This window comes from Flavonifractor sp. HCP28S3_F3 (assembly GCF_052065355.1).
GTDB lineage: Bacteria > Bacillota > Clostridia > Oscillospirales > Oscillospiraceae > Flavonifractor.
In genome coordinates, this window is the sequence record NZ_JBQHUF010000003.1 from 95,282 (window position 1) to 121,450 (window position 26,169).

The 26,169-nt window shown below is 60.3% G+C and carries 22 protein-coding genes; 9 read left to right on the forward strand and 13 right to left on the reverse strand.

The window, feature by feature from the left end:
• Positions 1-113 precede the first annotated feature (113 nt).
• Both ACTNB1_RS04415 and ACTNB1_RS04420 read left to right on the forward strand, forming a co-directional pair.
• Positions 114-602, forward strand: coding sequence for a hypothetical protein (locus ACTNB1_RS04415; RefSeq protein ID WP_441168056.1), 489 nt, complete (start codon positions 114-116; stop codon positions 600-602).
• A 142-nt stretch (positions 603-744) separates the two neighbouring features.
• Complete coding sequence (locus ACTNB1_RS04420) at positions 745-1,260, forward strand: YbjQ family protein (protein ID WP_441168057.1); 516 nt, start codon at positions 745-747, stop codon at positions 1,258-1,260.
• A 40-nt stretch (positions 1,261-1,300) separates the two neighbouring features.
• Here ACTNB1_RS04420 and ACTNB1_RS04425 read toward each other — a convergent pair whose 3' ends face one another.
• From ACTNB1_RS04425 to ACTNB1_RS04450, 6 genes are all read right to left on the reverse strand, one after another.
• Complete coding sequence (locus ACTNB1_RS04425; RefSeq protein WP_441168058.1) at positions 1,301-3,436, reverse strand: M56 family metallopeptidase; 2,136 nt, start codon at positions 3,434-3,436, stop codon at positions 1,301-1,303.
• Positions 3,433-3,807 (reverse strand): BlaI/MecI/CopY family transcriptional regulator, encoded by a 375-nt coding sequence (locus tag ACTNB1_RS04430; RefSeq protein ID WP_441168059.1) that lies wholly within the window; start codon positions 3,805-3,807, stop codon positions 3,433-3,435. The genes ACTNB1_RS04425 and ACTNB1_RS04430 overlap by 4 nt, the downstream gene beginning before the upstream one ends.
• Positions 3,808-3,922: 115 nt before the next feature.
• Positions 3,923-4,990, reverse strand: coding sequence for a type I phosphomannose isomerase catalytic subunit (locus ACTNB1_RS04435; RefSeq protein ID WP_441168060.1), 1,068 nt, complete (start codon positions 4,988-4,990; stop codon positions 3,923-3,925).
• Between the two features lie 69 nt (positions 4,991-5,059).
• Positions 5,060-5,704, reverse strand: a complete 645-nt coding sequence (locus ACTNB1_RS04440) for an ABC-2 transporter permease (protein ID WP_441168061.1) — start codon at positions 5,702-5,704, stop codon at positions 5,060-5,062.
• Positions 5,701-6,561: an ABC transporter ATP-binding protein gene (locus tag ACTNB1_RS04445; RefSeq protein WP_441168062.1), complete on the reverse strand. Its 861-nt coding sequence runs from the start codon at positions 6,559-6,561 to the stop codon at positions 5,701-5,703. Before ACTNB1_RS04445 ends, ACTNB1_RS04440 begins: the two co-directional genes overlap by 4 nt.
• Positions 6,554-6,937 carry a GntR family transcriptional regulator gene (locus ACTNB1_RS04450; RefSeq protein WP_191397910.1) on the reverse strand — a complete coding sequence of 128 codons (384 nt, stop codon included), beginning with the start codon at positions 6,935-6,937 and terminating at the stop codon, positions 6,554-6,556. Before ACTNB1_RS04450 ends, ACTNB1_RS04445 begins: the two co-directional genes overlap by 8 nt.
• 153 nt (positions 6,938-7,090) lie before the next feature.
• Between ACTNB1_RS04450 and ACTNB1_RS04455 the strand changes: the two genes are divergently transcribed.
• Both ACTNB1_RS04455 and ACTNB1_RS04460 read left to right on the forward strand, forming a co-directional pair.
• Entirely contained in the window at positions 7,091-8,161 is a 1,071-nt protein-coding gene (locus ACTNB1_RS04455) for an alanine racemase (RefSeq protein WP_441168063.1), read from the forward strand.
• 114 nt (positions 8,162-8,275) lie between these two features.
• Positions 8,276-10,621 carry a SpoIIE family protein phosphatase gene (locus tag ACTNB1_RS04460; protein WP_441168064.1) on the forward strand — a complete coding sequence of 782 codons (2,346 nt, stop codon included), beginning with the start codon at positions 8,276-8,278 and terminating at the stop codon, positions 10,619-10,621.
• 65 nt (positions 10,622-10,686) lie between these two features.
• Here the strand turns inward: ACTNB1_RS04460 and ACTNB1_RS04465 are convergent, their stop codons facing one another.
• Complete coding sequence (locus tag ACTNB1_RS04465) at positions 10,687-11,409, reverse strand: peptidoglycan DD-metalloendopeptidase family protein (protein ID WP_441168065.1); 723 nt, start codon at positions 11,407-11,409, stop codon at positions 10,687-10,689.
• A gap of 275 nt (positions 11,410-11,684) precedes the next feature.
• On the opposite strand from ACTNB1_RS04465, the gene ACTNB1_RS04470 reads away from it, so the two are divergent.
• From ACTNB1_RS04470 to ACTNB1_RS04490, 5 genes are all read left to right on the forward strand, one after another.
• Positions 11,685-12,305, forward strand: coding sequence for a TetR/AcrR family transcriptional regulator (locus ACTNB1_RS04470; RefSeq protein WP_441168066.1), 621 nt, complete (start codon positions 11,685-11,687; stop codon positions 12,303-12,305).
• 21 nt (positions 12,306-12,326) lie between these two features.
• The gene (locus tag ACTNB1_RS04475; protein WP_441168067.1) at positions 12,327-13,982 is read left to right on the forward strand and encodes an HlyD family efflux transporter periplasmic adaptor subunit; all 1,656 of its coding nucleotides are present in this window, start codon (positions 12,327-12,329) and stop codon (positions 13,980-13,982) included.
• A gap of 3 nt (positions 13,983-13,985) precedes the next feature.
• The gene (locus ACTNB1_RS04480; RefSeq protein WP_441168068.1) at positions 13,986-14,720 is read left to right on the forward strand and encodes an ABC transporter ATP-binding protein; all 735 of its coding nucleotides are present in this window, start codon (positions 13,986-13,988) and stop codon (positions 14,718-14,720) included.
• Positions 14,717-15,937: an ABC transporter permease gene (locus tag ACTNB1_RS04485; RefSeq protein ID WP_441168069.1), complete on the forward strand. Its 1,221-nt coding sequence runs from the start codon at positions 14,717-14,719 to the stop codon at positions 15,935-15,937. Before ACTNB1_RS04480 ends, ACTNB1_RS04485 begins: the two co-directional genes overlap by 4 nt.
• Before the next feature lie 70 nt (positions 15,938-16,007).
• A complete protein-coding gene (locus tag ACTNB1_RS04490) occupies positions 16,008-17,888 on the forward strand; it encodes an S-layer homology domain-containing protein (protein ID WP_441168070.1) in 1,881 nt (626 codons plus the stop codon).
• A 63-nt stretch (positions 17,889-17,951) separates the two neighbouring features.
• Here ACTNB1_RS04490 and ACTNB1_RS04495 read toward each other — a convergent pair whose 3' ends face one another.
• The 6 genes from ACTNB1_RS04495 to ACTNB1_RS04520 form a co-directional block, all read right to left on the reverse strand.
• A complete protein-coding gene (locus ACTNB1_RS04495) occupies positions 17,952-19,133 on the reverse strand; it encodes a hypothetical protein (protein ID WP_441168071.1) in 1,182 nt (393 codons plus the stop codon).
• Entirely contained in the window at positions 19,130-19,618 is a 489-nt protein-coding gene (locus ACTNB1_RS04500) for an RNA polymerase sigma factor (protein ID WP_441168072.1), read from the reverse strand. Before ACTNB1_RS04500 ends, ACTNB1_RS04495 begins: the two co-directional genes overlap by 4 nt.
• 108 nt (positions 19,619-19,726) lie before the next feature.
• Positions 19,727-22,174 (reverse strand): glycogen/starch/alpha-glucan phosphorylase, encoded by a 2,448-nt coding sequence (locus ACTNB1_RS04505; protein WP_441168073.1) that lies wholly within the window; start codon positions 22,172-22,174, stop codon positions 19,727-19,729.
• 113 nt (positions 22,175-22,287) lie between these two features.
• Positions 22,288-23,724: a glycogen synthase GlgA gene (gene glgA, locus ACTNB1_RS04510; RefSeq protein ID WP_441168074.1), complete on the reverse strand. Its 1,437-nt coding sequence runs from the start codon at positions 23,722-23,724 to the stop codon at positions 22,288-22,290.
• A gap of 76 nt (positions 23,725-23,800) precedes the next feature.
• Entirely contained in the window at positions 23,801-24,916 is a 1,116-nt protein-coding gene (gene glgD / locus ACTNB1_RS04515) for a glucose-1-phosphate adenylyltransferase subunit GlgD (protein WP_441168075.1), read from the reverse strand.
• On the reverse strand, positions 24,913-26,121 hold the full coding sequence (locus ACTNB1_RS04520; protein WP_441168076.1) for a glucose-1-phosphate adenylyltransferase: 1,209 nt from the start codon (positions 26,119-26,121) through the stop codon (positions 24,913-24,915). Before ACTNB1_RS04520 ends, glgD begins: the two co-directional genes overlap by 4 nt.
• Between the last annotated feature and the right edge of the window lie 48 nt (positions 26,122-26,169).

Genomic DNA, 26,169 nt, shown 5'->3' on the forward strand with positions numbered 1-26,169 from the left:
CTTGCAAACCATTGATATGGCTGGATTTTTCCAAGTCCTATAATTACACTCCGACCAAAGGGCACTTGCAGAAATGCAAGTGCCCTTTTTGTCATACCTTGGAGGTGAATGCCATGGAACAGGTGCTCTATGAACTGCACATCAATTACATAGATGGTCTGTTCCTGCTCATTCCCTTGACGCTGTCCATTGGCTTTTTCCTTATAGGGAGACAGATGAAAAACAACACGGCATGCCAACCGTGGAAACGCAGGCTGGTATTTCAAATCACCGCCCTGGTGATGCTGGTAGTGTTTGTTTTTGTGATGGGGAGCAGCATCCTCATGTATGCCGCATGCAGACGACTATGGGAGAGTGGAGAAGTATCAGAGGTGACGGGCTATGTGGAAAACTATCACCCCATGCCCGTCACGGGCCACGATATGGAGTCCTTTGAGATCGATGGAGTTTCCTTTTCCTATTCCAATTTTGTGCTTCAGACGGGCTATCATTGTGCGGCGTCCTGGGGCGGCGTTGTCACCCATGATGGGCAGCATCTGAAGATTCAGTATATTGATGTAGAGGGCGAAAAGATTATTGTCTATATTGGGGAGTTGACATAATAACGCAGGGGCGGGAACAATAGTTCCCACCCCTGCGTTATTTGATAGAGGCAAAACACTATGCTGCCAGGATATTGTTTTACCGACCGGATGGATTATACTAAAATTAGCCTACGGCAAAGAGGAAAGGAGAAGATGAATGATGGGTATGTTCGATATGGTATATTACTGCCCCAACTGTAAGAAGGTGCAAATCGTTGCCGCGTCGGCCAAGTGCCCTGGCTGCGGAGGTAATCTGGTCCTTCTGCATAGCTCGCCGAAGAAATGGAACGCGCTGAGCGAAGAGGAAAGGCAGGCCGCCGTGGACAAGGTCCGGGAAAGCAGCCCCGATGTGGGAGGCCCTACTTTTCAGGAGACCGAGTACCCCATCACCACCACCGACCACTTTGATAACGCCGAGATCACCGAGTATCTGGGTGTGGTCACCGGAACGGATATCTATCTGGTGGGCGGCGTGTTGGGTGGCGGTATGGCCAATCAGGAGAACCTGTTCGGAAACGCCTTCAACGCCGCCAAGGGAAAAATGCTCAAAAAGGCTAAAGAGCGGGGCGGCAATGCCGTGGTAGGCACGTCGGTTACGCTGACCTCCCCCGGCGGTGCAAACAACATGATCGTTCTTGTCAGTGGTACTGCGGTGAAGGTGGAAAAGAAAGCTTAAAAAAGCAGGGGTGGGAACTTTTGTTCCCACCCCTGCTTTTTCAGAAGACCATTCGGATATTTTCCTCGGTAAACTCGTACCATTCTGCATCTGATTTTTGATTCTGAGCATCCCAAGCGGCTTCGTACTCCCGCTGAGAAACCGGCTGACCATCTATCAGAAACGTGTCAAACTCAAACTGCTTTCCCTGACCGCAGATGCGTTTTTCCAGTTCCATGCCCGTCCCGGTGAAGCGGACGGAGGCTGCGCCATCCTCATTTCCCGCCTGATAGGAATATACAAAGGTGCCGTCGGTCTTCAGGTACCAGAAGGTGCGCCAGCCGCTGGGGTAGCCGTAAACCGTGCCGCCCACCTGGCGGAGAACCAGATAGCCGCCCATATCGCTGGCCACATCGGAGATCTCCAGAACCACCTCCGACTTGCCGTCGCCGTCCAGGTCCAGCACCGCAAACTGGTAGATGTGGGCGTAGTCGCTGTCTGGGCTGAACAGGGCAGGAACCTGCGAGATCGCTTTGGATTCCAACACTTCAGAGCCTTCCGCCCAGTAGAGGAAGGAGGTGCTGCCCAACAGAACATCCCTGATTTCAGAGGACCCAAAGGAAATATAGGGGAGGGAGGCCCCAGAGGCCATCCAACCCTCTCCGATCTCTACGGCCTCCTGGCCGTTCTCCGGCTCGGAAACATGCTCCACAGTCTCCAGATATCCCTCCGCCGCCGGGTCAAAGCGATATTTGTTCCACTCGGTTCGATCGGCGCCGCTGGAGCCGCAGTGGTAAAGAAAACCGTCCTCCCCCAGCACATAGGTGCTACGCTCCCAGCCCTCCACCGCCAGGACAGGCTGGCCGTCCACCAGGGTGTAGATGGCAAACACATAGCCCTCGTTCAGATTCCAGAACTCATTGCCCAGCCAGCCCAGTAGCAGCTCCGGCGATCCGTCGCCGTTCAAGTCCATCTGAACGTATCCTGTCCGGTCCAGCAGGCTGTCTGTGTCCGTCCACGCCCAGTAGGGGTTGGTCAGGCTGATGGGCAGGTCCGGGTAGTCGTCCGGCTGCCGCAGGGTGAGGGCCTCTTCGTACCGGGACAGAAGAGCCGCATAGGGGTTGCTGACGGCTTCCTCAGGCTCCCGCGAGGAGGGCGCGGACGGTGTTTCCGCCTGGCCGGTCAGATCCAGCACGCCGCAGGCGCAGCAGGTCAGGCCCAGCCCCAGGACCAAAGCGCCGCAGAGAACTGCCCGGGAAGGCTTCCGGTAGCCCAAAATTCCCTGGAGCCGGGCTTTCAGCTGCTTTTTCTCCTCACACAGGGTGGTAGCGGTCACACCAGCGGGCAGCCTGCGCCGGGCGGCCAAAGCCAGCAGCATATCGCCATAGCCCAGCCGTTCCTCCGGCGGCAGGGTGGCCAGCACCGCCTCGTCGCAGGATAACTCGCAGTCCAGAGCGATTTTCCGGCCCAGCCAGTGGACCAGGGGATTAAACCAGTGGATGGAGGTCACCAGTACCACCAGCCATTTATAGAGGACGTCGCTCCGCTTGCAGTGGGTCAATTCATGGCGCAGGACGGCGGACAGGTCCCCTGTTTGAAGGACGGGACCGTCCCGGGGCAGAACGATCACCGGCCGCAGCAGCCCCATCAGCATGGGGGTGTCTACCTGATCGCTGGTGGATAGTTCTACCCGTCGTCCCGCTCGCAGCGGCTCAAACAGAGCCAGCGCCTCCGGGGGCGGCGGGGAGAGGGATCGGCGGACCCTGCGGGCGAATCGACGGTAGGCTGCCAGATGCCAGGCCAGACTGCCCGCCGCCCCCAGCAGCCACAGGAAAAACAGTCCGTCTGCAAGGGTGAGGGCAGGGGAAGACGGCTCAGTGCTTTGATTGGGCTGTACCGTTGGAAGGACTTCCGGTGTGTCAGCTACGGCGGCTGAGGGTTCCTGCTGGTTTTGGCTGGGGGAGATGGGGAGAACGGTTTCCTGCTGAGTATCTTCTACAGAAGGCCGGGCTGGCTGGGGCAGATGCAGACCATAGCCCAGGGGAACCACCAGCCGAAGCAGCACTAACAGCCAGGCGTAGTACCAAAAGGCTCTGGGCAGCCGCCCTCCCATTATCCGCTGAATCACCAGCAGAAGTACCCCCAGCAGGACGCCGGACAGGGAGAGGGAGAGCAGCGTAAGCAGAAACTCCTTCATTTTAGCTCCTCCCCGTGCAGCATGGCAGACAACTCGGCGATATCCGCCTCGGTCAGCTGGCCGTCCGACAGCAGGGAGGCCACCAGCTTTTTGGCGCTCCCTTCAAATACCTTGCCAATGAGCCGCCGGGCGGACCACCGGCTGTACTCCGCCTGGGTGATGACCGCACGGTACATCCCCCGACGCTCCAGTTCCACCGCCCCCTTCTCACACAGGCGGCGCAGCAGTGTCTTGACCGTGGAGTCCTCCCAGCCGCACTTGTCCGCCAGGGTACGCCGGATCTCGATAAGAGGGACCGGCTGGGGAGAATTCCACAGCACCTGCATCACTTCCAGCTCTGCGTCCTGGATCTTTTCCGCACCTGTACACATGGCAACCTCCTGAAAGTTTACTGTTGTAGTCTAAATAAAGTTTACGATAGTAGACTTTATTTGTCAAGCGGTTTTCATAAAAAAGGACGGGAGTGTCTGCTCCCGTCCTTTTGCTTCAGTTGTGTCCCGGCACACCGCAGGCCAGAGCCCGGAAAGGAGTGTGGGCGGTGCAGCGGTAAGCGGTCACACCGTGGGGGATAAAGACCTCGTCGCCCTTTTTGACCGGCAGGGAGTTGCCTTCCCACTGAAATTCCCCCTGGCCCTCCAGCACCAGCCAGACCTGGAAAGCCGGGTTGGTGGCATCCATAGACGGACAGTCAGGCCCCAGGTTGATTTCGTCCATCCAGAAGCGGTTGGTCTGCTGCTGGGAAATGAGCTTTTTCCGCCAAGGCTCCCCTTTCTCCGGCAGGGGGGCGGACAGGTGCTTGTTCAGCAGTTCCTCCCGGCTCAGGCAGTCGAAGGTGAAGCAGTCCATCATGCCGTCCATACCGGCGGCGCCGTACATGCTCTCCTTAGGCAGCCGGGAGCCGTCGGGTCGGATGTACTCTGCCCGCAGAGTCAGGTCCACCGGCTCCTGGATCTCGGCCACCAGGGAATCGCTGCCCAGGGCGTGGACGGTGCCGGCGGGGATAAAGTAGACCTGGCCGGGGTGGATCTCGATTTTGTGGAGGCAGTCCAGCATGGCTGCGGAGTCTTGGGCTTCGATAAGAGCACGGAAATCCGCCTCCGTCACGCCGGGGCGGAAGCCCAGCCAGATGCAGGCGCCCGGCCGGGCGGCAAGGACATACCACGCTTCTTCCTTGCCGTGAGGCAGACCGAAATATTTCATGGCCTTGGCCCCGTCGGGGTGGGTCTGGATAAGCAGCCGGTCCCGGGAGTTGAGCAGCTTGAGCAGAAAGCCCAGGTCGGCACCCCAGTATTTGGCGTGGGCTTCACCCAGCCAGGCCGCCGGATCCTCCTCCAGACAGTCCCGCAAGAAACGATCGGTACCGGCGATCCGGGACAGGCCCACGTTGGTGCCGGGGCAGAGGGCGGAGGTGACCAGGGAGGCCACCCACATCTGAGAGCACACCTTTGCCTCTGGGCCCTCCTCCAGAAACTCGTTGATCATCTCCCCGCCGGGGATGAGGTAATCCACCTTGTTGGGGGCCAGCTTACAGATCTGTTTAGGAGAAATATCCATGGTAAGACCGCCTCTTTCGTTGGTTTTCGTCTACCACCATACAGCGAAAGAGGCGGTCTGTCAAGTTGGTCAGAACTCCTTCCGGGCGTAGATACCCAGGGACACGGCGAAGGAGAGAGCGAAACCGCCGACGCTTACCAGGCCGAATACCACCGGCAAGGCGGTCACCAGCCAGTCGGGGAGCTGGGGCATGTTGACACCGTTGTTGGCCAGACCGCCCAGCAGAATGGCCCCACCGAAGATGATGACAAAGGTAATCATGCTGATGATGCGTGCCTTTTCTGCCCCATATTTCAGCAGAAAGGGGAGAAGAATGGCGTCCAGCAGCAGGGTAACCGTGCCGCAGGACAGCGAGATTCCCACCAGCTCGGTGGGAGGGGTGTCGGTGAGCCCCGCCAGGGAGAGCATCACCATTGCCGCCGTGCCCGCCAGAATGCTGATCAGGATCACCAGCAGGGTGAAGAGATACTTCCCCGCCACAATGCCCTTTCGACCGGCGGGGGTGGCGGCAGCATACCGGTCCCAATGGGCGGTGTCATCCATGGCCACCGAGGACATGGGGATGGTGAGGCCAAACACGGCGATAAGAGCGCCGATGATGGAGAAGTCGAATACCCCGGCCACGCAGAAGCCGCCGTAGACTACCACAAAGACCAGCAGGGTAGAGATCTGCTTTTTCAGCACCACAATATCCTTGTAAAGCAGTCCTTTCATTGGGCATCCCCCTTTCCGGTAAAGACCATGATATCCTCCAGCGTGACCGGATCCACCGTCAGGGCCGGATAGCGCCGAGCAAAGGTGTGCCGGTCTTTCACCAGCGCCTCACAGCCAAACTGGCCCACCCGCTTGCCTGCCAGCAGGGACTGGTCCACACGCTCCAGGTCGGTTTTGCTGCATACCAGCTTGCCGTAGGTGTCCAGCAGCTCATCCTTGGCCCCGGATACCACCACCCGCCCGTTGTGCAGGTAGGTGATGTAGTCCGCCGCCTTCTCCAGGTCACTGGTGATGTGACTGGAGATCAGAATGGCGTGATCCTCGTCCTGGATGAATTCCAGAAATTCGTCCAGAATTTCGTCCCGCACTACCGGATCAAGGCCGGAGGTGGCCTCGTCCAGGATCAGCAGCCGGGGTTTAGCGGCAAAGGCGGCGGCGATGGCCAGCTTCATTTTCATGCCCCGGGAGAACTCCTTCACCGTCTTTTTCCCCACAAGGTCAAATTTCTTTAGGTAGTGGTCAAACAGCGCCATGTCCCAGTTTGGGTACAGTCCGGCCAGAACCTTTCCCACCTGCCGGGGCCGGAGCATGTCGTGAAACAGTACTTCATCCAGCACAACGCCGATCTGCTCCTTGACCGCCCGCTCCTCTGTTAAATTGTCCATCCCCAAGACGGTGATGGTGCCGCTATCCCGGCGGACCAGGTTCAGGATGCACTTAATGGTGGTAGATTTGCCCGCTCCGTTTTCCCCGATCAGGCCCATGATGGTGCCGCCGGGCACAGTAAAGGATACGTCGTCCAGCTTGAAGGAGCCGTAATCCTTGGTGAGATGGGATATCTCCAATGCGTTATTCATGTTCGTCCTCTCCATACAGAAGATGTAAGGTTTCGGTGAGTTCGGCCAGGGTGATGCCGCCGGTCTTGGCGATGTCCACCGCTTGGGACAGATGTTCCTCGGCACGGCGGAGGGTCTCCTCCCGCACCAGCTCCAGGTTCCGGGGGGCAACAAAGCACCCCTTCCCGGGAACGGTGGTGATGAAGCCTTCCCGCTCCAGCTCCTCATAGGCCCGCTTGGTGGTGATAACGGAAATGCGCAGCTCTTTGGCCAGCAGCCGCATAGAGGGAAGGGCCTCCCCCTCGGCCAGCTCTCCCCGGAGAATGAGGCCCTTCATCTGCCGGGTGATCTGGTCGTAAATGGGCACGCCGCCGGAGTTGCTGATGATAATATCCATGGTGCACCTCTTGTTGTCATACTGTATATACTTGACATATACAGTAATAACACAGATATACACGCCTGTCAAGTAGCCGGAAAGATTTTCTTGCCAGAGCAGGTGAGAACAGGTATCATGAACCTATCAAGAGATCGAAACGGAGGGACCTTTATGTATGCGCCTATCCTGGAGATCGACACGAAAAAAGTAACGGAAAACGCCAGAAAGCTCCATGCATTCTGCACCGAACGGGGGGTGGAGCTGACCTTCGTCACCAAGGGGTTCTCCGCCCGGCCGGAGGTGATCCGGGCGGCCATGGAAGGGGGGATCACCTCCTTTGCCGACAGCCGGATAAAAAATATCATTGCCGCCAAGAAGGCCATACCCGGCCTGAAGTACCTGCTCATCCGCGTCCCCGCCATCCCGGAGGCGGAGGAGGTGGTCCAGTGGGCGGACTGGAGCCTCCAGAGCCAGATCGAGGTGATTCAGGCAGTGTCGGAGGCTGCCCTCCGGCAGGGCAAGGTCCACCCCATCATTTTAATGGTGGATGTGGGAGATCTGCGGGAAGGAGTGTTCGGCCGGGAGCAGCTGGATGAAATCGTTCCCCAGATCCTGGCCTGTCCCGGTGTGAAGCTGGTGGGGCTGGGTACCAACGTGGGGTGTTACGGCAGTGTGCTGCCCTCGGTGGCCAATACCAAAATCCTGGTGGAGCTGCGGGACTACCTCAATCAGACCTATGGCTGCTCCATCTCTGTCCTGTCGGCAGGGGGTACCTGCGCCCTTAAGCTGCTGGAGGAGGGGACCATGCCTGACGGGATCAACCAGTTGCGGGTAGGAGAGGCGGTGCTCTATGGTGAGGACACCACCGGAAGTCGGTTCCTGGAGGGTTATCACCACGACGCGTTCCTCTTTAAGGCTCAGGTGGTGGAGCTGCGCCGCAAGCCGTCGGTGCCCATCGGGGAGCTGGGCCGGGACGGAAAGGGGGACACTCCGGAGTATCCGGACCGGGGCGTGCGTCTGCGGGCCATCTGTGCCGCCGGAAAGCAGGATGTGGCCTGGGCGGCCCTCACCCCCGTATTGCCGGGGGCGGAGATGATCGGAGCCAGCTCCGACCATCTGATCGTGGATGTGGAGGACTGCGGCGGGCGGGTACGGGTGGGGGACTGGATGGAGTTCCGGTGCGGCTATATGGCGGTGCTGGATGCCACGACCTCCGCCTATGTGGATATTGTGATACGTTAAACGGGGAACCGGGAGGCATAGTCCTCCCGGTTCCGACGCTATTTTTCCAAAATATGGATTATACTGTCTCTGACACACTGGGCGGACAAGCCCGGAACAAAGGAGACAGGGACCATGGCGACAAAGGAGAAGTTAAGGACCAAGGCGGCCCGGCTGCGGGAAGAGGCCCGGGAGACGGGAAAGGTGGTATTCCGGGCTCCGGCCCTGGTGCGGACAGCGGAGTGCGTCATCCGGTTCCTGCTGGGAGCGCTGCTGGCGGGAGCGGAGATTTTTGGAGGCTATGCCCCCTTTGGACTGGGACTGGTGGGAGCCTCCGGCTCGGGGCTGGACGGCTTCTGCGCCCTGTTGGGGGCCTGCTTTGGCTACCTGACTATGCAGGGGCTGCCGGAGGGCCTGCGGTACACGGCGGCCTGTATCCTGGTATTTTCGGTGGCTTTTGCCTTCTTTGATGTGAAGGCCTACCGCAAGCCGTGGTTCATGCCTCTGGCCGCTGGGGGTATGGACGCCGTAACCGGCTTTGTCTACTTATCTGACCAGGGTTGGACCCGGGAGAGCCTGATCTTTTTCGGAACCGAGCTGCTGCTGTGCGGGGCATCGGCCTACTTCTACCGCATCGCCTTTACCCCCTGGACAGAAAAGCGGGAGGAGGAGGGACTCACCTCCCGGCAGACGGTGAGCCTGCTGATCCTGGCGGGCACCCTGCTGCTTACCCTGTCTAACCTGATGCTGCCTGGAGAACTGTCCGTGGGGCGGTTGGCAGCAGCGCTGGCGGTGATGGCCACTGCCAGTCGGGGCGGCATTGGCGTAGGGGCTACGGTGGGTATAGCCGTAGGCCTGGGCATGGATCTGGCCGCCGGCGGCATGCCCTTTTACGCCATGGCTTACGCCCTGTCCGGAGTGATGGCAGGAGCCTTCCACCGGCAGGGCCGGCTGGCGACGGCGGCGGCCTACGTGCTCTCTAACGGCCTGGCGGTGTTGTGGAGCTGGGAGGACGGGCTCCACATCGCCCTGCTCTATGAGGTGTTTGCTGCCTCAGTGATTTTCATGCTGCTGCCCGAGCGGGCTTTACGGCAGGTGGGGTCCCTGGTTGCCGCCCAGCCCCGGCAGGATACCAGAGAGCGGGCCAGGGCCTATGTTCGCACCCGGCTGGAGGAGACTGCCGCCGCCTTCAAGGGGCTGTATGAGTCCATGCGGCTTACCCTGCGGTCGGGGCGGCCCAACGACGGCGACTCCGCCGCCGTGTTTGACCGGGCGGCGGACCGGGTATGCAAGCACTGCTCCCTCCAGAACGCCTGCTGGCAGCGGGACTATGTGTCCACCTTCAACGCCCTCAACGACGCCCTGCCCGCCATGCTGGAGCGGGGCAGAGGAGAGGGGGGCGACTTCCCCGCCTACTTCTCCAACCGTTGCCTCAAATTCTCTGAATTTCTGGCGGCGGCCAATGAGGAGGTAGCGGCTCTGCTCTACCGCCGGCAGTACCAGAGCCGCATGCGGGAGAATCGGGCGGCGGTGTGCCGCCAGTATGGGGAGTTGGCCCAGGTGCTGGGCACCGCGGCGGCGGAGCTGGGGGCGGAACTGATCCCAGACCCTGTCCGGGAGAAAAGGCTGCGCCAGTACCTCACCGCCCAGGGCATCGAGTGTGAGCTGGCGGCCTATTACGACGAGGCGGGCCACCTGCGGCTGGAGCTGGAAGGGGCGGGGCTGGCCCCCCTGCGGCAGGCTGCGGGAGTGGAAAAACTGTCCAAGCTGGTGAATTTTCCTCTGCGCGTGGTGGAGGGAGACCGGAGGGACCGGTTGGTGCTGGTGCAGAGCGAGCCGCTGATGGCGGTAGCAGGGGCTGCCAGCAAACGAAAAGACGGACAGATGGTGTCGGGAGATACCGGTGCCTGGTTCAAGCACGACGACGGAGCCCTCTACGTGCTGCTGTGTGACGGCATGGGCTCCGGCCGGCTGGCTCAGCGGGAGAGTTCCCTGGCGGTGCGGCTGCTGGAGCAGTTCCTCCGGGCGGGGGTACGGCCGGAAAACGCTTTGCGGACGGTGAGCGCCGCCCTGGCTCTCCGGGGTGAGGAGGAGATCGGCTTCACCACCGTGGATCTGCTGCGGGTGGATCTGTTCAGCGGAGACGCGTCGGTGTACAAGTACGGCGCAGCTCCCACCTACATAAAAAAGGGTGCCGCGGTCAGCCGGGTGACCGGCGCGGCCCTGCCCGCCGGCCTGGCGGGCGGAGAAGGCGGACTGCCCGACGTGAGCCAGCTCAAGCTGGATGCAGGGGACTGCGTGGTCCTCATTACCGATGGAGTCACCGGGGGCGGCAGCGATCAGTGGCTGAGGGATAAGCTGGCCGCCTTTGACGGCGCCAGCCCCAAGGAACTGGCCCAGGCTCTGTTGGAGGAGGGCGAAAAGCAGAGCGGCGCGGCGGATGACCGCACAGTACTGGTCATCAAGATCGCCCGGCGATAAGAGAAGCAGCAAGGGGCGCTCCCGTTTTGGGAGCGCCCCTTGCCGCAAGAGAGGAAAGGAAGGAGTTATTTGGTCAGGTAAGAGAGCGGGTCCACGGACGCGCCGTCCAGCTCCATGCTGAAGTGGAGATGGTCGGCCAGGGCGCTCTCCGCAATGGCAGTGTTGCCCACGCTGCCCAGGATGTCGCCGGAGGATACGGTATCTCCCGCCTCCACGGTAGGCGTGGCGGCCAGATTGGCGTAGGTGGTGGTCATGCCGCCACCGTGGTCCAGGACCACCGTGGTGCCCATCATCACGTCAGATGTGACGGAGGCCACCGTACCGGCCGCTGCCGCCCGGACCTCCGTACCGGCACTGGCGGCGATGTCGATACCGGTGTGGGCCCGCCAGTCGGCCATGGTGGGATCATAGGCCAGGGCGTCCACACTGTAGGAAGTGAGGATATCTCCCCGCACCGGCCACAGATAGGTGGTGGGCGCGGAAGCGGGGGTGGCAGAGGGTGTAGACGCAGGGGTGGGAGCCGGTGTGGCCGTGGCCTTGGTCACAGGTGTGGGTGTAGGCGTAGGCACAGTATGCTCCGCCGTTACTGCAGGAGCGGTGACCTTGGGCGTGGGAGTTACAGTGACCTGAGCCGGGCCGCCGGCCGCTACATCCTCCTGATCCGGAGCAAAGGAAGAGAACAGATACCAGCCCGATACGCCGATGGCGGCGACACAGAGGAGCAGGACGATGTAGAAGCCTTTCCCCTCTATGAAATCGCCGAAACGCTGAACAAACGGTTTTTTCATGCTGATTAGCACCTCCGAGCCTATTGTGGACAACCTGGCGGGGTGATATACCTGAAAGCATGAAAATTTTTCTTGACTTTCCACCAGGGAGAAGGTGTATCTCATATTTTAAGAAAACTTTAATCCTTCCTTGATGGCGTCTTATACACAATGCTGGTATCCTATGGGAGGCGCGGCAGAAATGTGAACGAAGTGATAAATTTAACTTTGGAGCGTTGACAGCCGCGCGGGCGGGGCGTACAATTGTGACAACTTGTCATATGGGAGGGGCCTCCATGCCCAGCACCACGTTTTTTAATTTGCCCGAGGAGAAGCGCCAGCGGCTGCTGGCGGCAGCCCGGATGGAATTTGCCCGGGTACCCTATGAGGACGCCTCCGTCAACCGGATCATTCAGACGGCGGGTATCCCCAGGGGATCCTTTTATATGTATTTTACCGATAAAGAAGATCTCTTCCGCTATTTGATGGAGAACTATGGCCGGATGCTGGAGGAGCGGCTGGGTCAGCTGTTGGACCAGGCGGAGGGCGATCTGTTCGCCGCATTTCTGGACCTGTATGAAGATATCAGCACCCACTGGGGAAGCGGGGACTGTTGGGAGCTGTCCCAGATCGTTCGGAAGAACCGGCAGATGCAGCCGGGGGCCTTTCTGGATCGGCAGGGCCCGGGGGCGATCCTGGATCGCCTGCGGGACAGAGTTGCTCTGTCCCGACTGGACCTGCGGACAGACACTGATCTGACTGACCTGTTCCACATGCTGGTATTCGGTGTGGCAGGGGCGCTCATGTCGGCTGGGAGCACCGGCGACCGGGCCGGAGCCAGGCTGCGGCTGGAGCGTATGTTCGGGATCCTTCAGCGGGGCGCTTTGTCCAAAGAGCTCTGCTGTTCAGAATCATAGCAAGGAAAAGGAGAAACCAGTATGGAAGCAACCCAGACCAAGCCGGCTGCCCCGGCGGCGGAGCCGGAAAAGCAGGCACCGCAGTTCAAAGCACCAAAGAAAAAGCGCAAGTGGGTCAAACGCCTGGTGATCATTCTGGTCATTGTGGCGCTTCTGGCGTTTCTGCTCTCCCGGTGTATGGGAGCGGGCCAGCAGTTCCTCAGCAGCGCCTATCTGCCCTATACGGCGGAAATGCGGGATATGACCGTTTCGGTGTCCGGCACCGGTACTATCGAGCCCATCCAGTCCTATAAGGTCACCACGCTGGTCAGCGGTGAGATTCTGGAGGCACCCTTTGAAGAGGGCCAGACCGTTCAGAAAGGCGACGTGCTCTTCCGCATCGACGCCCGGGATCTGGAGAGTAATATCCAGCAGCTCCAGCTCAATGTTCGCTCCGCTCAGCTGGCCCTGGACGACCTGCTGAAGACGCAGAGCGACAACCAGAAGGACCGGAACGTCAAGGCGGAGGACGCCGGCGTCATCACCAAGCTCTATGTGGACCAGGGGGACAGCGTCACCGTGGGCACCGTCATCGCCGACGTGCTGGACCGGGATCACATGAAGCTGAAGGTGCCCTTCCACTCCGCCGACGCCAAGAGCTTCTACATCGGCCAGTCTGCCACCGTTACCGTCAGCGGCACGGCTGAGACCATCACCGGTACTGTAAATGAGATCGCGGCCACCGACGAGGTGGGTCCCGGCGGCACCTTGGTGCGGCAGGTGACCATCCTGGTGAATAATCCCGGTGTGCTGTCCGAGACCAGCCAGGGCTCCGCCTCTGTGGGCGGTGCGGCCTGCGCCTCCGGTGCAGCCTTTACATACGCCTCTTCCGCACAGATCACCGCCAAGGCCTCCGGCGATTTGGATACCCTGTCCGTCAAGGAAGGGGATCGGGTCACTGAGGGTCAGGTCATCGGCGTCATCTCCGAGGCTGATCTGGATACCCAGATCGAGAATGCCCGCATTTCTCTGGAGAATGCCCAGCTTTCCCTGAAAAACGCCCAGGATAAGCTGGAGGATTACACCATCACCTCCACCATCACCGGCGAGGTCATTGAGAAGAACCTGGACGTGGGCGACAACATCAACGGCATGAGCTCCAGCGGCTCCACCGTCACCTATCCGGCGGTGATCTACGACCGCTCCGAGCTGACCTTTGATATGGACATTGACGAGCGGGACATCAGCAAGATCCAGGTGGGTCAGAAGGTGGAGATTACCGCCGACGCTCTGGACAGTCAGAGCTTTACCGGCGTGGTGGATAAGGTGAACATCAACGGTACCACCGTCAACGGCAACACCAGCTACCCGGTGACCATCAAGGTGGATGGTGCTCCGGAGGAGCTTTACCCCGGTATGAACGTGTCCGCCAAGATCATCGTGGAGGAAGCGGGCAATGTGCTCACCCTGCCGGTGGAGGCGGTGGAGCGGGGCGACACCGTGCTGGTGGCCCTCCCTGGCTGCCTGGATGAGAATGGCGTCATCTCCGACCTCTCCGCCACCGAGGAGCGCCAGGTTACCCTGGGCCGCAACGACGACAACTACATTGAGATCGTGGACGGTCTGGAAGAAGGAGATGTGGTAGTGGCCCTTAGTCCCCAGGGATCCAGCATTATGAGCGCAATGGGGATGGGATAAGCCATGGGACATCTCATTGAACTCAAAGACGTGTATAAGATCTACCAGATGGGCGACGAGGCGGTCCACGCCCTGGACGGCATCTCCCTGACGGTGGATCAGGGTGAATTTGTGGCCATCGTGGGCCAGTCCGGCTCCGGCAAGTCCACTGCCATGAATATTATCGGCTGTCTGGATGTGCCCACCTCCGGCACCTATCACCTGGGAGGCGTGGACGTGTCCACCATGGACGACGACCAGCAGGCCGAGGTGCGCAATAAGATGCTGGGCTTCATTTTCCAGCAGTACAACCTGATTCCCAAGCTCAACGTGCTGGAGAATGTGGAACTTCCCCTGCTCTATGCGGGGGTGTCCGCCAGCCAGCGGCGGGAGCGGGCCATGGCCGCTCTGGAGCGGGTGGGCCTGGCAGATAAGTGCAAAAACCTGCCCAGCCAGCTCTCCGGCGGCCAGCAGCAGCGGGTGTCCATTGCCCGGGCACTGGCAGGCAACCCGTCGGTGATCCTGGCCGACGAGCCCACCGGCGCTTTGGACTCCCGCACCGGCCGGGAGGTACTGGGCTTTCTCCAAAAGCTCAACGCAGAGGGGGACACGGTGGTACTCATCACCCACGACAACTCCATTGCCGTGAAAGCCAAGCGCATCGTTCGCCTTCAGGACGGCAGGATCATCTATGACGGGGACGCCCATGATCCCCAGGCGGTGGTCCAGCCCGAGGAGCAGGAAGAGGTGGGCGTATGAAAGTGGGTCAGTCTTTCCGCATGGCCATCAAGAGCCTGATGACCAGCAAGATGAGGGCTTTGCTCACCATGCTGGGCATCATCATCGGCGTGGCAGCGGTCATCATCATCGTCTCCCTGGGCAACGGCATGCAGCAGTACATGAATGCCCAGTTCGAGCAGGTGGGCGTCAACCTGATCCAGGTCATGATCTACCCTATGGGGAGCAACCGGGAGGTCAAGCCGGACGATTTTTATGATCTGGCGGAAAAATATCCCCAGTATCTGGACTCGGTTTCCCCTTACCTCAGCGCCTCCGCTGCGGTGCGACACGGCACCGATGAATATGACCACACCAGTGTCTACGGGGTCAGCGAGACCCTGTATAACCCGGAGAAGAACCAGACCGTCAACGGTGAAAAGCTGAAGGAAGGGCGCTTCCTCAGCTATGTAGACGTGGAGCGGGAGCAGAAGGTGTGCGTCATCGGTGATTACCTGAACCAGGATATGTTCCAGGGAAAGGGCCTGGGGCAGACCCTCACCATCGGCGGTACGCCCTACACAGTCATTGGTGTGCTGGACCAGAAGGCCGACTCCACGGAAGGCAGCGGTGACGATATCATCTATCTGCCCTACGGTCTGGCTCAGCAGCTGGGGGCCGGCGGCATGGGAATGCAGACCTATCTGGTGACCAGCACCAGCCAGGACACGTCCTCCGCTGCCAAGGGCGTCATTGAGAGCATGCTTTACCGGATCTATCAGGATGAGAGCTATTACATGGTCATGACCATGTCTGAGATGATGGATATGATGGATTCCATGCTGGATGTGCTGATGACCATCCTCATCGTCATCGCCGCCATATCCCTGGTAGTGGGCGGCATCGGCATCATGAACATCATGCTGGTGTCGGTGACGGAGCGCACCCGGGAGATCGGCATCCGCAAATCCCTGGGCGCCAAGGGCAAGGATATCCGCAGCCAGTTCATTATCGAGGCGGGTACCACCTCCGCCATCGGCGGAGTCCTGGGTATCATTCTGGGCATCCTGTTGGCCAATCTCTTCACCACCCTGGTGGGTGCCCTGGTCAGCGGTGCAGAGGGCTTCGCCGCTGTTCCCACTGCCGGAGGCATCGCAGTGTCCTTCGGGGTCAGTGTGGGTATCGGCATCCTCTTCGGCTACCTGCCGGCCAACAAGGCCGCCAAGCTCAATCCCATCGATGCACTGCGGTATGATTGACTTGCCTCACGGCGGCGGTTGGTATATGATAAAGACACACGCTTCCATTTCCGTGGGAAGGAGAAAAAAGATGAAACAACGACTGTTATCCGGTCTGCTGGCTGTGGTGCTGCTGCTGGGCCTGGCCCCTGCCGCCCTGGCCGCTGCCCCGTCGGAGGATGAGGCTGCTCAGGTTCTGGCGGCACTGGACATCATGGTGGGAGATCAGAACGGGGATCTGGCCCTGGACCGTACCCTCACCCGGGCGGAGTTCACCAAGCTGGCGGTGGCTGCCTCCACCAGCCGGGACACCGTGGGAGACACGGTGGCGGTGAAGCCTTACCCTGACGTACCTCAGAATCACTGGGCTGCCCCCTACATCAAGGCGGCAGTGGATCTGGGCCTGGTGCAGGGCGATCTGCGGGGCTATTTCAACCCGGACCGTACCATCACTCTGGCCGAGGCGGTGACGGTAGTCCTCCGCCTGCTGGGCTATGAGGACAGCGAGTTCACCGGTGTCTGGCCCTCCGGTCAGATGGCTCAGTATCGGGCTCTGAAGCTGGATCAGGGCATCTCCCTGGGCCAGGACAGCAATATGACCCGGCGGGACGCCATGTACCTCTTCTACAACCTGCTGCTCACCAAGAATAAGGCGGGTACCTATTACCTCAATGTGCTGGAGCCCACCCTCAATCTGGTGAGTGCCTCCGGAGAGCTGGACCGTGTGGCTCTGATCAACTCCGCCATGGACGGTCCGGTGGTGGCGACTGCCGGCTGGCAGAGTCAGCTGCCCTTCTCTTCCTCTACCGCAAAGGTCTACCGGGATGGCAAGACTTCCACTCTGAACGCCGTCCAGGTTCAGGACGTGGTCTACTGGTCGGAGTCCATGCGCACTGTGTGGGCATACAGTGATAAGGTCACTGGTACCTATGAGGCGGCCTCGCCCTCTATCACCGCTCCCACCTCCGTTACCGTGGCGGGCAAGACCTATGCCATTGAGACCACTGACGCCGCCTATGCCCTGTCCGATCTGGGAGGCTGGCAGATCGGTGATACCGTGACTCTGCTGCTGGGCCGTTCCGGCGGTGTGGCGGCGGTGGCCGACAGCCAGAGCGCGGGCAGCGTGCTGTACGGCGTGGTGACCAAGGCGGAGAATACCTCCTACAGCGATGGGAAGGGCGGTACCTATACCGCCCGCACCGTGACGGTATCCGCTACCAACGGCGGCAGCTACCGCTACCAGACCGACAACAAGAATCTGGATGTGGGCGATCTGGTACGGGTGGATACCAGCGGCGAGGGTTCCGTTACCCGACTGTCTGAGACCCGTCTCACCGGCAAGATGAACAGCGACGGTACCAAGCTGGGCAGTTACACCCTGGCGGACGATGTGCAGATCATCGACACCTATGAGGAGCGCACCCCCATCCGGGTCTATCCCAAGCGGCTGGCCGGGGTGAACTTCAGCGGTGATATGGTGCGGTACTATGTGCTCAACGCTCAGGGTGAGATCAGCCACCTGATCCTGAATGATGTCACCGGAGATATTCACCAGTATGGTGTTATCACCGATGTGGAAGAGGTGGATGTGTCCATTCCCGGCGGCGGTTTTGTGCTCAGCTCTGCCTATACCTATGATGTAGGCGGGCAGGAACTGGTGTTTGCTTCCTCCTCCGCTGTGTATAACTTGGAGAAGGGGCCCTGCCAGGTGAAAATGGACAGCGACACCAATGTGGAACGCCTGGTAAATCTGAGCCAGCGCAAGCTGGACAGTGTCAGCGGGAGTATCGCTGTGGGCACCGATAACCGAGAGTACGCCCTGTCCGAGACTGTGGCAGTCTATGTGGTGGTGAATGGGGAGTATCAGCTCTCCACTCTGTCCCGAATCCAGGGCGGGGATTATACACTCACCGGCTGGTACGACAAGGACGAAAGCACCGGCGGACGTATTCGGGTGATTGTGGCCCGGTAAACGCAGAGAAAATAGAAGCGCCGCGGAGCAGTGAACTGTACCGCGGCGCTTTTTGCATGCCTGTCAGGGCAGATCTTCGGGGGTGTGGTGGGCCAGGCCGTCGTTGAAGTACCGCCGATAGGGTACCTCGTCCTGATATTCCGGTTCTATGGCGGGGACGTAGGCGGTGCCTACTCCTGTGAAAATGGAGGCATCCAGCCCGTCGTTTTGCAGCAGAGCGGGGATGAGCTCAACCCAATAGTCCTGAGTGAACAGGATGCGGTACACCGGCTGGAGATAGGGCTGGCCGGAGCCGATGTCGTACTCCAGCGTGATCTGGAGAATTTCCGCCTGATCGGGATAGGCGGTGTAGTCGCTTCCCCAATAGTCCCCGGAGCGGAAGGAGGCTATGGCGTCCTCCGCCGAGCAGAGAGGATAATCAACTCCGCTGGTGGTAGGCGGGAGCCAGATGGTCAGCTTGGCACCATAGGTGTCCTCCGTGCGCCGGAAGCTGTAGGAATAGAGCTGCTCCTCCAGCGAGGCGTCAGGATCCATCCACCAGGTGGTCTGGATGGAGAACTGCTCCGCCGTGTAGGAATAGCTTTCTGTAACTTCCTGGGCGGTCTCAACTCCAGCTTCCCTCAGGTAGGCCAGGGCTGTTTCCTCCAGTTGGGCCTGGTTGGGGGATTCATAGATGGTGAGGGAGTTCAGCCCATGGAGGGAAAGCCAGGAGCCGTCGGTACATTCCGCCTCCAGGGTGGGTTCCCGGCCCATGGTATCAGCACCCTGGGAGGGGTACCAGTCGGTTTTGGTGATGGTGAGGCCCAGTACCTCCACCCACTGGTCCAGCAAGGCCCGCTGCTCGGCCTCTGTGGGGATGGGATTTTCGTACACCGGCAGCTGGGCCAGCTCCTCCAGACGCCCGACGGTGGGATAGTTCCCCATGGCTTGGCTGGCGTCAGTGACGATAGAAAAGGTGTCGTTCCAGATGGGACCGTTTGGGGAGGGGGTGGGTGTGACCGCCGGTTCCGGGGTGCGGGCCACGCCGGGATCATCGGGGCCTGTTTCCATTCGGCTGGACCACCAGACACCGCCGGTGAACGCCAGGGCCAAGACCGCCGCCGCAGCGGCGAAAACCATGGGGCGGGAACGGAGGTGCGTTCGCTTCCCTTGAGCTGCTTTCATCGCTTCCAGAGTGTTCTTCTGCCAGTCAGGGGAGGGGGTCAGCCCCCTTAGGGTATTGCGATAGCGCTGTTCGCTGTTCATGACCATTCCTCCTTCAGCGCGTCCTTCAGCTTGTCTCGAGCACGGCTCAGCCGGGAGAGTACCGTGTTCCGGGGGCAGCCCAGCAGCTGGCCAATCTCGGCGGCGGTATACCCCTCAATGTAGTGGAGGTACACCGGCCAGCGGTACTTGGCGGGAAGAGCGGCCACCGCTTCCAATACGTTGGGACCCTCGGAGGGCGGCGGAGCGGCATCCCGGCTCAGCTCCAGGGGAACGGTGTGCTTCCGCCAGGGAGACCGGCCCCAGCTTTTGCAGCGATTGGCAGTGGCCCGGATCAGCCAGGCCCTCAGGTGGGTCTCGTCAGTAAAGGCGGGGTCAGACTGGATCAGACTGACAAAAACCTCCTGGGCCACGTCCTCTCCATCGGCACGGCTTCCGGTACCCTGGACGGCCATGCGAAAGACCAGAGGTCCCCAGCGGTCCAGGATCTCCTCGCAGGAGAGGGGAATTCCATTGAGACTGGGCATACCATTCACTCCCTTCTGTCAAGAAAGCGCTGAGGCAGGGGAAATGATTGCATGATAGCAGAAAAAAGTGGGCGGCTTTTTATAAGCCGCCCACTTTCAGTGTGCTGTTTACTTGATCTCCCGCACGGGCACGTTCCAGATATCCCGGGCGTAGTCGCTGATGGAGCGGTCGGCGGCGAAGATGCCGGACCGGGCGATGTTCAGCAGGGACATCTTGTTCCAGGCCTTGGGGTCCTGATAGGCACGGCCAGCCCGGACATGGGCGTCCCGATAACTCTCGAAGTCGGCCAGCAGCAGGTACTCGTCGGCGGCGCCGCCGTCGCCGAAGAGCAGCCGGCGGGCGATGTCGTCATAGGCCACGCCGTCGCCGAAGCCCACATTGAGCTGATCCACCACAGCCCGCAGGTCGGGGTTGTGGACATAGTACTCGTAAGACTTGTAGCCCTTCTGCTTCAGCTCGGCCACCTCGTGGGCCTTCAGACCGAAGAGGAAGATGTTTTCGTCGCCCAGCACCTGGTGCATCTCCACGTTGGCACCATCCAGGGTACCGATGGTCACAGCACCGTTCATCATGAACTTCATGTTGCCGGTGCCGCTGGCCTCCTTGCCAGCGGTGGAGATCTGCTCGCTGAGCTCGGAGGCGGGCATCAGTTTCTCCGCCAGGCTCACCCGGTAGTTCTCCAAGAAGACAACCTGGAGCCGGTCCTTGCAGATGGGGTCCTTCTCGATCATCTGGGATACAGAATTGATGAGCCGGATGATCCGCTTGGCTACGGCGTAGCCGGGAGCAGCCTTAGCGCCGAACAGATAGGTGCGGGGGGCAAAGTCGAAGTGAGGATCGTTCTTCATGTGCTGGTACAGGTAGATGATGTGCAGCACGTTGAGCAGCTGACGCTTGTACTCGTGGAGCCGCTTTACCTGCACGTCAAAGATGGCATCGGTATTGAGCACGATGCCGCTCTCACGCTGGACCCAGGCGGCGAAGGCCTTCTTGTTCTCGGCCTTGATCTCGCCCAGTCGGGACAGCACGCCGGCGTCGTCCTGGTACTTTTCCAGATCTTTCAGAGCCTGAGGCTGAAGCAGGTACTTATCCTTGCCGCAGCACTCCCGGATGAGGGCGTCCAGCTTGGGATTGCTCTCTGCCAGCCAGCGGCGGTGGTCGATGCCGTTGGTCACGTTGGTGAACTTGTCGGGGGTGCGGACGTAGGCGTCGTGGAAGACGTCCTTTTTCAGAATGTCAGAGTGGAGGGCAGACACGCCGTTGACCTTGAAGCAGGCGCACACGCACAGGTTGGCCATGCGCACTTCGCCGCCCCAGATGATGGCCATGGGTGCAACCTTGGACAGGTCGCCGTGGAAGTAAGCGGTGAGAGCCTCCTGATACCGGTTGGAGATCTCGATGAGGATCTGCCAGATCCGGGGCAGCAGGGACTCGATGAGCTGCTGAGGCCAGCGCTCCAGCGCCTCCGCCATGACGGTGTGGTTGGTGTAGGCGATGGTGTGGGTGGTGATATACCAGGCCTCCTCCCAGCCGTAGCCCTCCTCGTCCAGCAGGATACGCATCAGCTCGGGGATGGCCAGGGTGGGATGGGTATCGTTGATCTGAATGACGTGCTTCAGATGGAAGTTGCGCAGGGTACCGTACTCCGCCCGGTGCTTGCGCACGATGGACTGGATGGTAGCGGACACGAAGAAGTACTGCTGCTTCAGACGCAGGGACTTGCCCTCATAGTGGTTGTCCTCAGGATACAGCACCTTGGAGATGGACTCAGCCATGGCCTGCTGCTCCACTGCCTTCAGATACTGGCCGGAGGAGAACAGGTTCATATCCACCGGCGTGGGGCTCTTGGCGTCCCACAGGCGCAGCAGGTTGCCGTGCTCAGTGTGGTAGCCGGAGATCTCCATGTCCTTGGGCACTGCCAGCACGGTGTCGTAGCCGGTGTGCTTCACACGGTGGCGGCCCTGGTCGTCCCACTCGTCCTCCACCTTACCGCCGAAGTGGACTTCCTCCACCTCATCCATCTTGGGGATGAGCCAGGCATCGCCCAGACCCAGCCAGTTGTCAGGCAGCTCCACCTGCTGGCCGTCCACGATCTTCTGCTTGAAGATACCCAGCTCGTAGCAGATGGAGTAGCCGGTGGCGGGGATCTCCAGGGTGGTCATGGAGTCCAGATAGCAGGCGGCCAGGCGGCCCAGACCGCCGTTGCCCAGACCGGCGTCAGGCTCGGTCTCGAACAGGTCGGTGGCGGAGAAGCCCAGAGCCTCCACAGCGGCCTTCAGCTGATCCACCACGCCCAGATTGTAGGCGTTCTTCATCAGAGAACGGCCCATCAGGAACTCCAGAGACAGATAATGGACCTGACGCTGATGCTCCTCCACCACCTTGTCGGCGGTCTTCATCTGCCGCTCGGACATGATGTCCCGGAGGACCATGGCGCAGGCCTTGAACATATGCAGACTGGTGGCCTCTTCCACGTCCCGGCCGAAGTTGCGGCGCAGTTTGCCGGTGATGAGGTTCATCAGTTCTTTCTTGGTATAATTGTGCAACGCAGACATCTCCTATTCTGGTTGGGATCGCATCAAAGCGCTCCGCAGGGAGGCAAAATCCCCCTGCGGAGCGGAATTTTATCACAATCGTATCTGATTTGTCAAGAGAAGGAAGTTGATCTTTACTTGCCGCTTACCCAGCTGTAGATCTGGCAGTATTCCTGGGCAGATTTGTCCCAGGAGAAGTCGGCGGTCATGCCGTTTTTCTGGATGCCCTTCCAAGCCTTCTTGTCGTTGTGATAGAGTTCCACCGCCTCGGCAAGCACGCCCGCCATCTCGTGGGCGTTGATGTTGGAGAAGGAGAAGCCGGTACCTTCTCCGGTAAACTTGTTATAAGGAACCACGGAGTCGCGCAGACCGCCGGTCTCCCGCACCACGGGCACGGTGCCGTAGCGCATGGCGATCATCTGGCTCAGGCCGCAGGGCTCCGAAATGGAGGGCATGAGGAAGATATCGGCGCCGCCGTAGATGGCAGTGGACAGGTTGGGGGAGTACATCAGATGGGCAGCAAACCGGCCGGGGTACTGGTTCTGAGCCTGGCGGAAGGACTCCTCAAAGTTCCAGTCGCCGGTGCCCAGCACGATCATCTGGGCATCCATGCCCATGATGTCATGGATAGCGGCGGTGACCAGGTCGAAGCCCTTGTGCTTCACCAGCCGGGAGACACAGGCGATGATGGGGGTGTCGGGATTCTCCCGCAGGCCGGACATCTGCTGCAGGGCGGCCTTGCAGGCCTTCTTGCCCGCCATCTGCTTGGCGGAGAAGTGCTTGGTCAGACCCTGATCCTTGGCGGGATCGTAGATCTCGGTGTCAATGCCGTTGAGGATGCCCTTCAGCTTGTGGCGGTTGTCGGAGATGACGCCCTCCAGCCCATGGGCGTAGAAGCTGTACTGCAGCTCGTCGGCGTAAGTAGGAGACACGGTGGTGACGTAGTCGGCGGCGTAGATGGCGCCCTTCATCAGATTCACGTCGCCGTGATACTCCAGCATATGCTCGTTGAAGTAGCCCTGATTCAGACCGAACAGATCCTTCAGGGTCTGGCTGCCGTAACGGCCCTGGTACTCGATGTTGTGGATGGTGAACACGCTCTTGGTGTCAGCCAGCTGAGGAATGCGGTGACGTTCCTCCAGCAGGTAGATGGGCACCAGAGCGGTCTGCCAGTCGTTGCAGTGGAGCACATCGGGGTGCCAGTTCAGGTAACCCACCGCTTCTACCACAGCCCGGGAGAAGTATGCGAACCGCTCACCGTCGTCATAGTGGCCATAAATATTGGCCCGCTTGAAGTAGTACTCGTTGTCCACGAACCAGTAAGTGACACCGTCCTGCTTCAGCTCAAGGATACCGCAGTAGGGAGTGCGCCAGGCTACGGTGATATGGAAGCACTGCAGGAAGGTCATCTGGCTGCGCCACTCCTGACCGATACCCTCGTACAGAGGCAGAATCACCCGTACGTCATGGCCCAGCTTGGCCAGAGCCTTGGGCAGCGCGCCGGCCACGTCGGCCAGACCGCCGGTCTTGATAAAGGGAGCGCACTCCGAGGTGGCAAACAAAATATTCATATTATTCTCCAATCAAAGTGATGTGTATGCACAGAGGAGGCGGGCCGGCCGGAAAACGGCAGGCCCGCCAACCCCGTCATACGATCTCGTTTTTGGCGATGGCCAGGGGATAGGTGCTGTGGCCCATCAGCATACGGCCGGGATTTACCCGCACGTTCTTGTCGGTGATGGCATATTTCAGCACAGCACCGGCCTGGATGGTGGTGCCCTGCATCAGCACACAGCCGGACACACGGGCGCCCTTTTCCACCCGCACGCCCCGGAACAGGATGGAGTTCTCCACCTCGCCCTCGATAATGCAGCCGTCGGCTACCAGAGAGTTGATGGACTTGGAGTCGGGGCCGTAGTAAGTGGAGGGGTCGGAGCGATCCTTGGTGCGGACCGGACGCTCGGGCACGAACAGCTGGCTGCGGATATCCGGGTCCAGCAGCTCCATGCTGCGGGCAAAGTAGCCGGCCACCGACTGCAGCCGGGCGGCATAGCCGTCATAGACATAGGGGCAGATCTTCAGCTTGCCCGCCATGGCCTGGAGCACGCCCATGCTGAAGGAAGGAATGTTGTGGGCGGCGCAGTGGTCCACCAGGGAGAGCAGCAGGGCCTTGGAGAGGATGTAGACCTCCAGGGACTCGCAGCCCTGGGCGATGGAGGGATGCACTGCCACGTCGGTGATCCGTCCGCCGGCCCCGATGGAGAAGTAGTCAGACTCCTTGGGGTCACCCATAGGATGGGTGGTGCACACGGCGGTGATGTCGGCGTCGTTGCGGATGTGGGCGTCAAAGATATCCCGCAGCGGCAGGTTCACCGCCACGTCGCCGCCGGCCAGCACCACGTAGTCCTGCCGGATGTTCTGCAGATAGGAGCGCACACCAGCCAGAGCGTCCATGCGGCCCCGGTACACGCCTTCCCGCTTACCGGAGTAACCGAAGGGAGGCAGGATGCGCAGGCCGCCGTGCTTGCGGCTCAGGTCCCAGTCCTTGCCGGAACCCACGTGGTCCAGCAGGGACTGATAGTTGGCGTGGACGATCATGCCGACATCGGAAATGCCGGCGTTGACCATGCTGGAGAGCATAAAGTCGATGACGCGGTACCGTCCGCCATAGGGGATGGAGCAGGTGTTCCGGTTCTGAGTCAGCTCACGCAGGTCGGGGTTGGAAAGGTAGGAGAAGATGATGCCATGCAGTTTGTTCATCATTTCACCCCACCTCCTTTCACATTACGAGTGATCATGGCCTTGGGGGAGACCACGGCGTCGGGACCGATGGTCAGGTGCTGAGCCACCACGGCCACGCCCCAGTCCTCACTGCCGTCGGGAGAGGCGCCTACCTTGGCCCGCTCGCCGATGACGCTGTTTTCCGCCACGATGGCGTATTCCACCACGGCGCCCGCCTTTACCACGGTACCGGGCATCAGGATGGAGTAGCGCACCACCGCGCCCTCTTCCACGATGACGGAATGGAAGAGCACGGAATTCTCCACCGTGCCGTACACCTCACAGCCGCCGGTGACCATGGAGTGCTCCACCTTGGCGCTCTTACCCATGAAATGCGGGGGCTTGGTTGGAGTGCGGGCATAGATAGGCCATTCGGTATCGTACAGATCAATACCGTTGTCCGGGGAGAGCATATCCATGTTGGCATCCCACAGGGAGTCGATGGTGCCCACGTCCTTCCAGTAGCCCTGGAAGCGATAGGCGGTCATCTTCTCGCCGTTGTTCAGCATGGCAGGGATAATGTTCTTGCCGAAATCGTTGGAGCTCTTTTCATCCTCTTCATCGGCGATCAGATACTCCCGCAGCTTCTTCCAGGAGAAGATGTAAATACCCATGGAGGCCAGGTTGCTCTTGGGCTTCTTGGGCTTCTCCTCGAACTCGTAGATGTCATCGTTCTCATCCACGTTCATGATGCCGAAGCGGGGAGCCTCCTCCATGGGGACCTCCAGCACGGCGATGGTGCAGGCCGCGCCCACCTCCTTGTGGCGGCGGAGCATCTGGGCATAGTCCATCTTATATACGTGGTCGCCCGACAGGATGAGCACGTACTCCGGGTCATAGGTCTCCAGGAAGTTGATATTCTGGTAGATGGCGTTGGCGGTACCCTTGTACCAGGTGCCCTTCTCGCCTTCCCGCATGTAGGGAGGCAGAATGTGGACGCCGCCGTAGGAGCGGTCCAGATCCCAGGGCTCGCCGTTGCCGATGTAGGCATTCAGCTCCATGGGGCGGTACTGAGTCAGCACGCCCACGGTGTCGATACCGGAGTTGATGCAGTTGGACAGGGGAAAGTCGATGATGCGGTACTTACCCCCAAAGGGGACCGCGGGTTTGGCCACATGGCTGGTGAGGGCGTGCAGACGGCTGCCCTGTCCTCCTGCCAGCAACATGGCGACACATTCCTTTTTCATTCTATCACCTCAGTCATTGAACTGGATCTTAACTACTATAGCATGGAT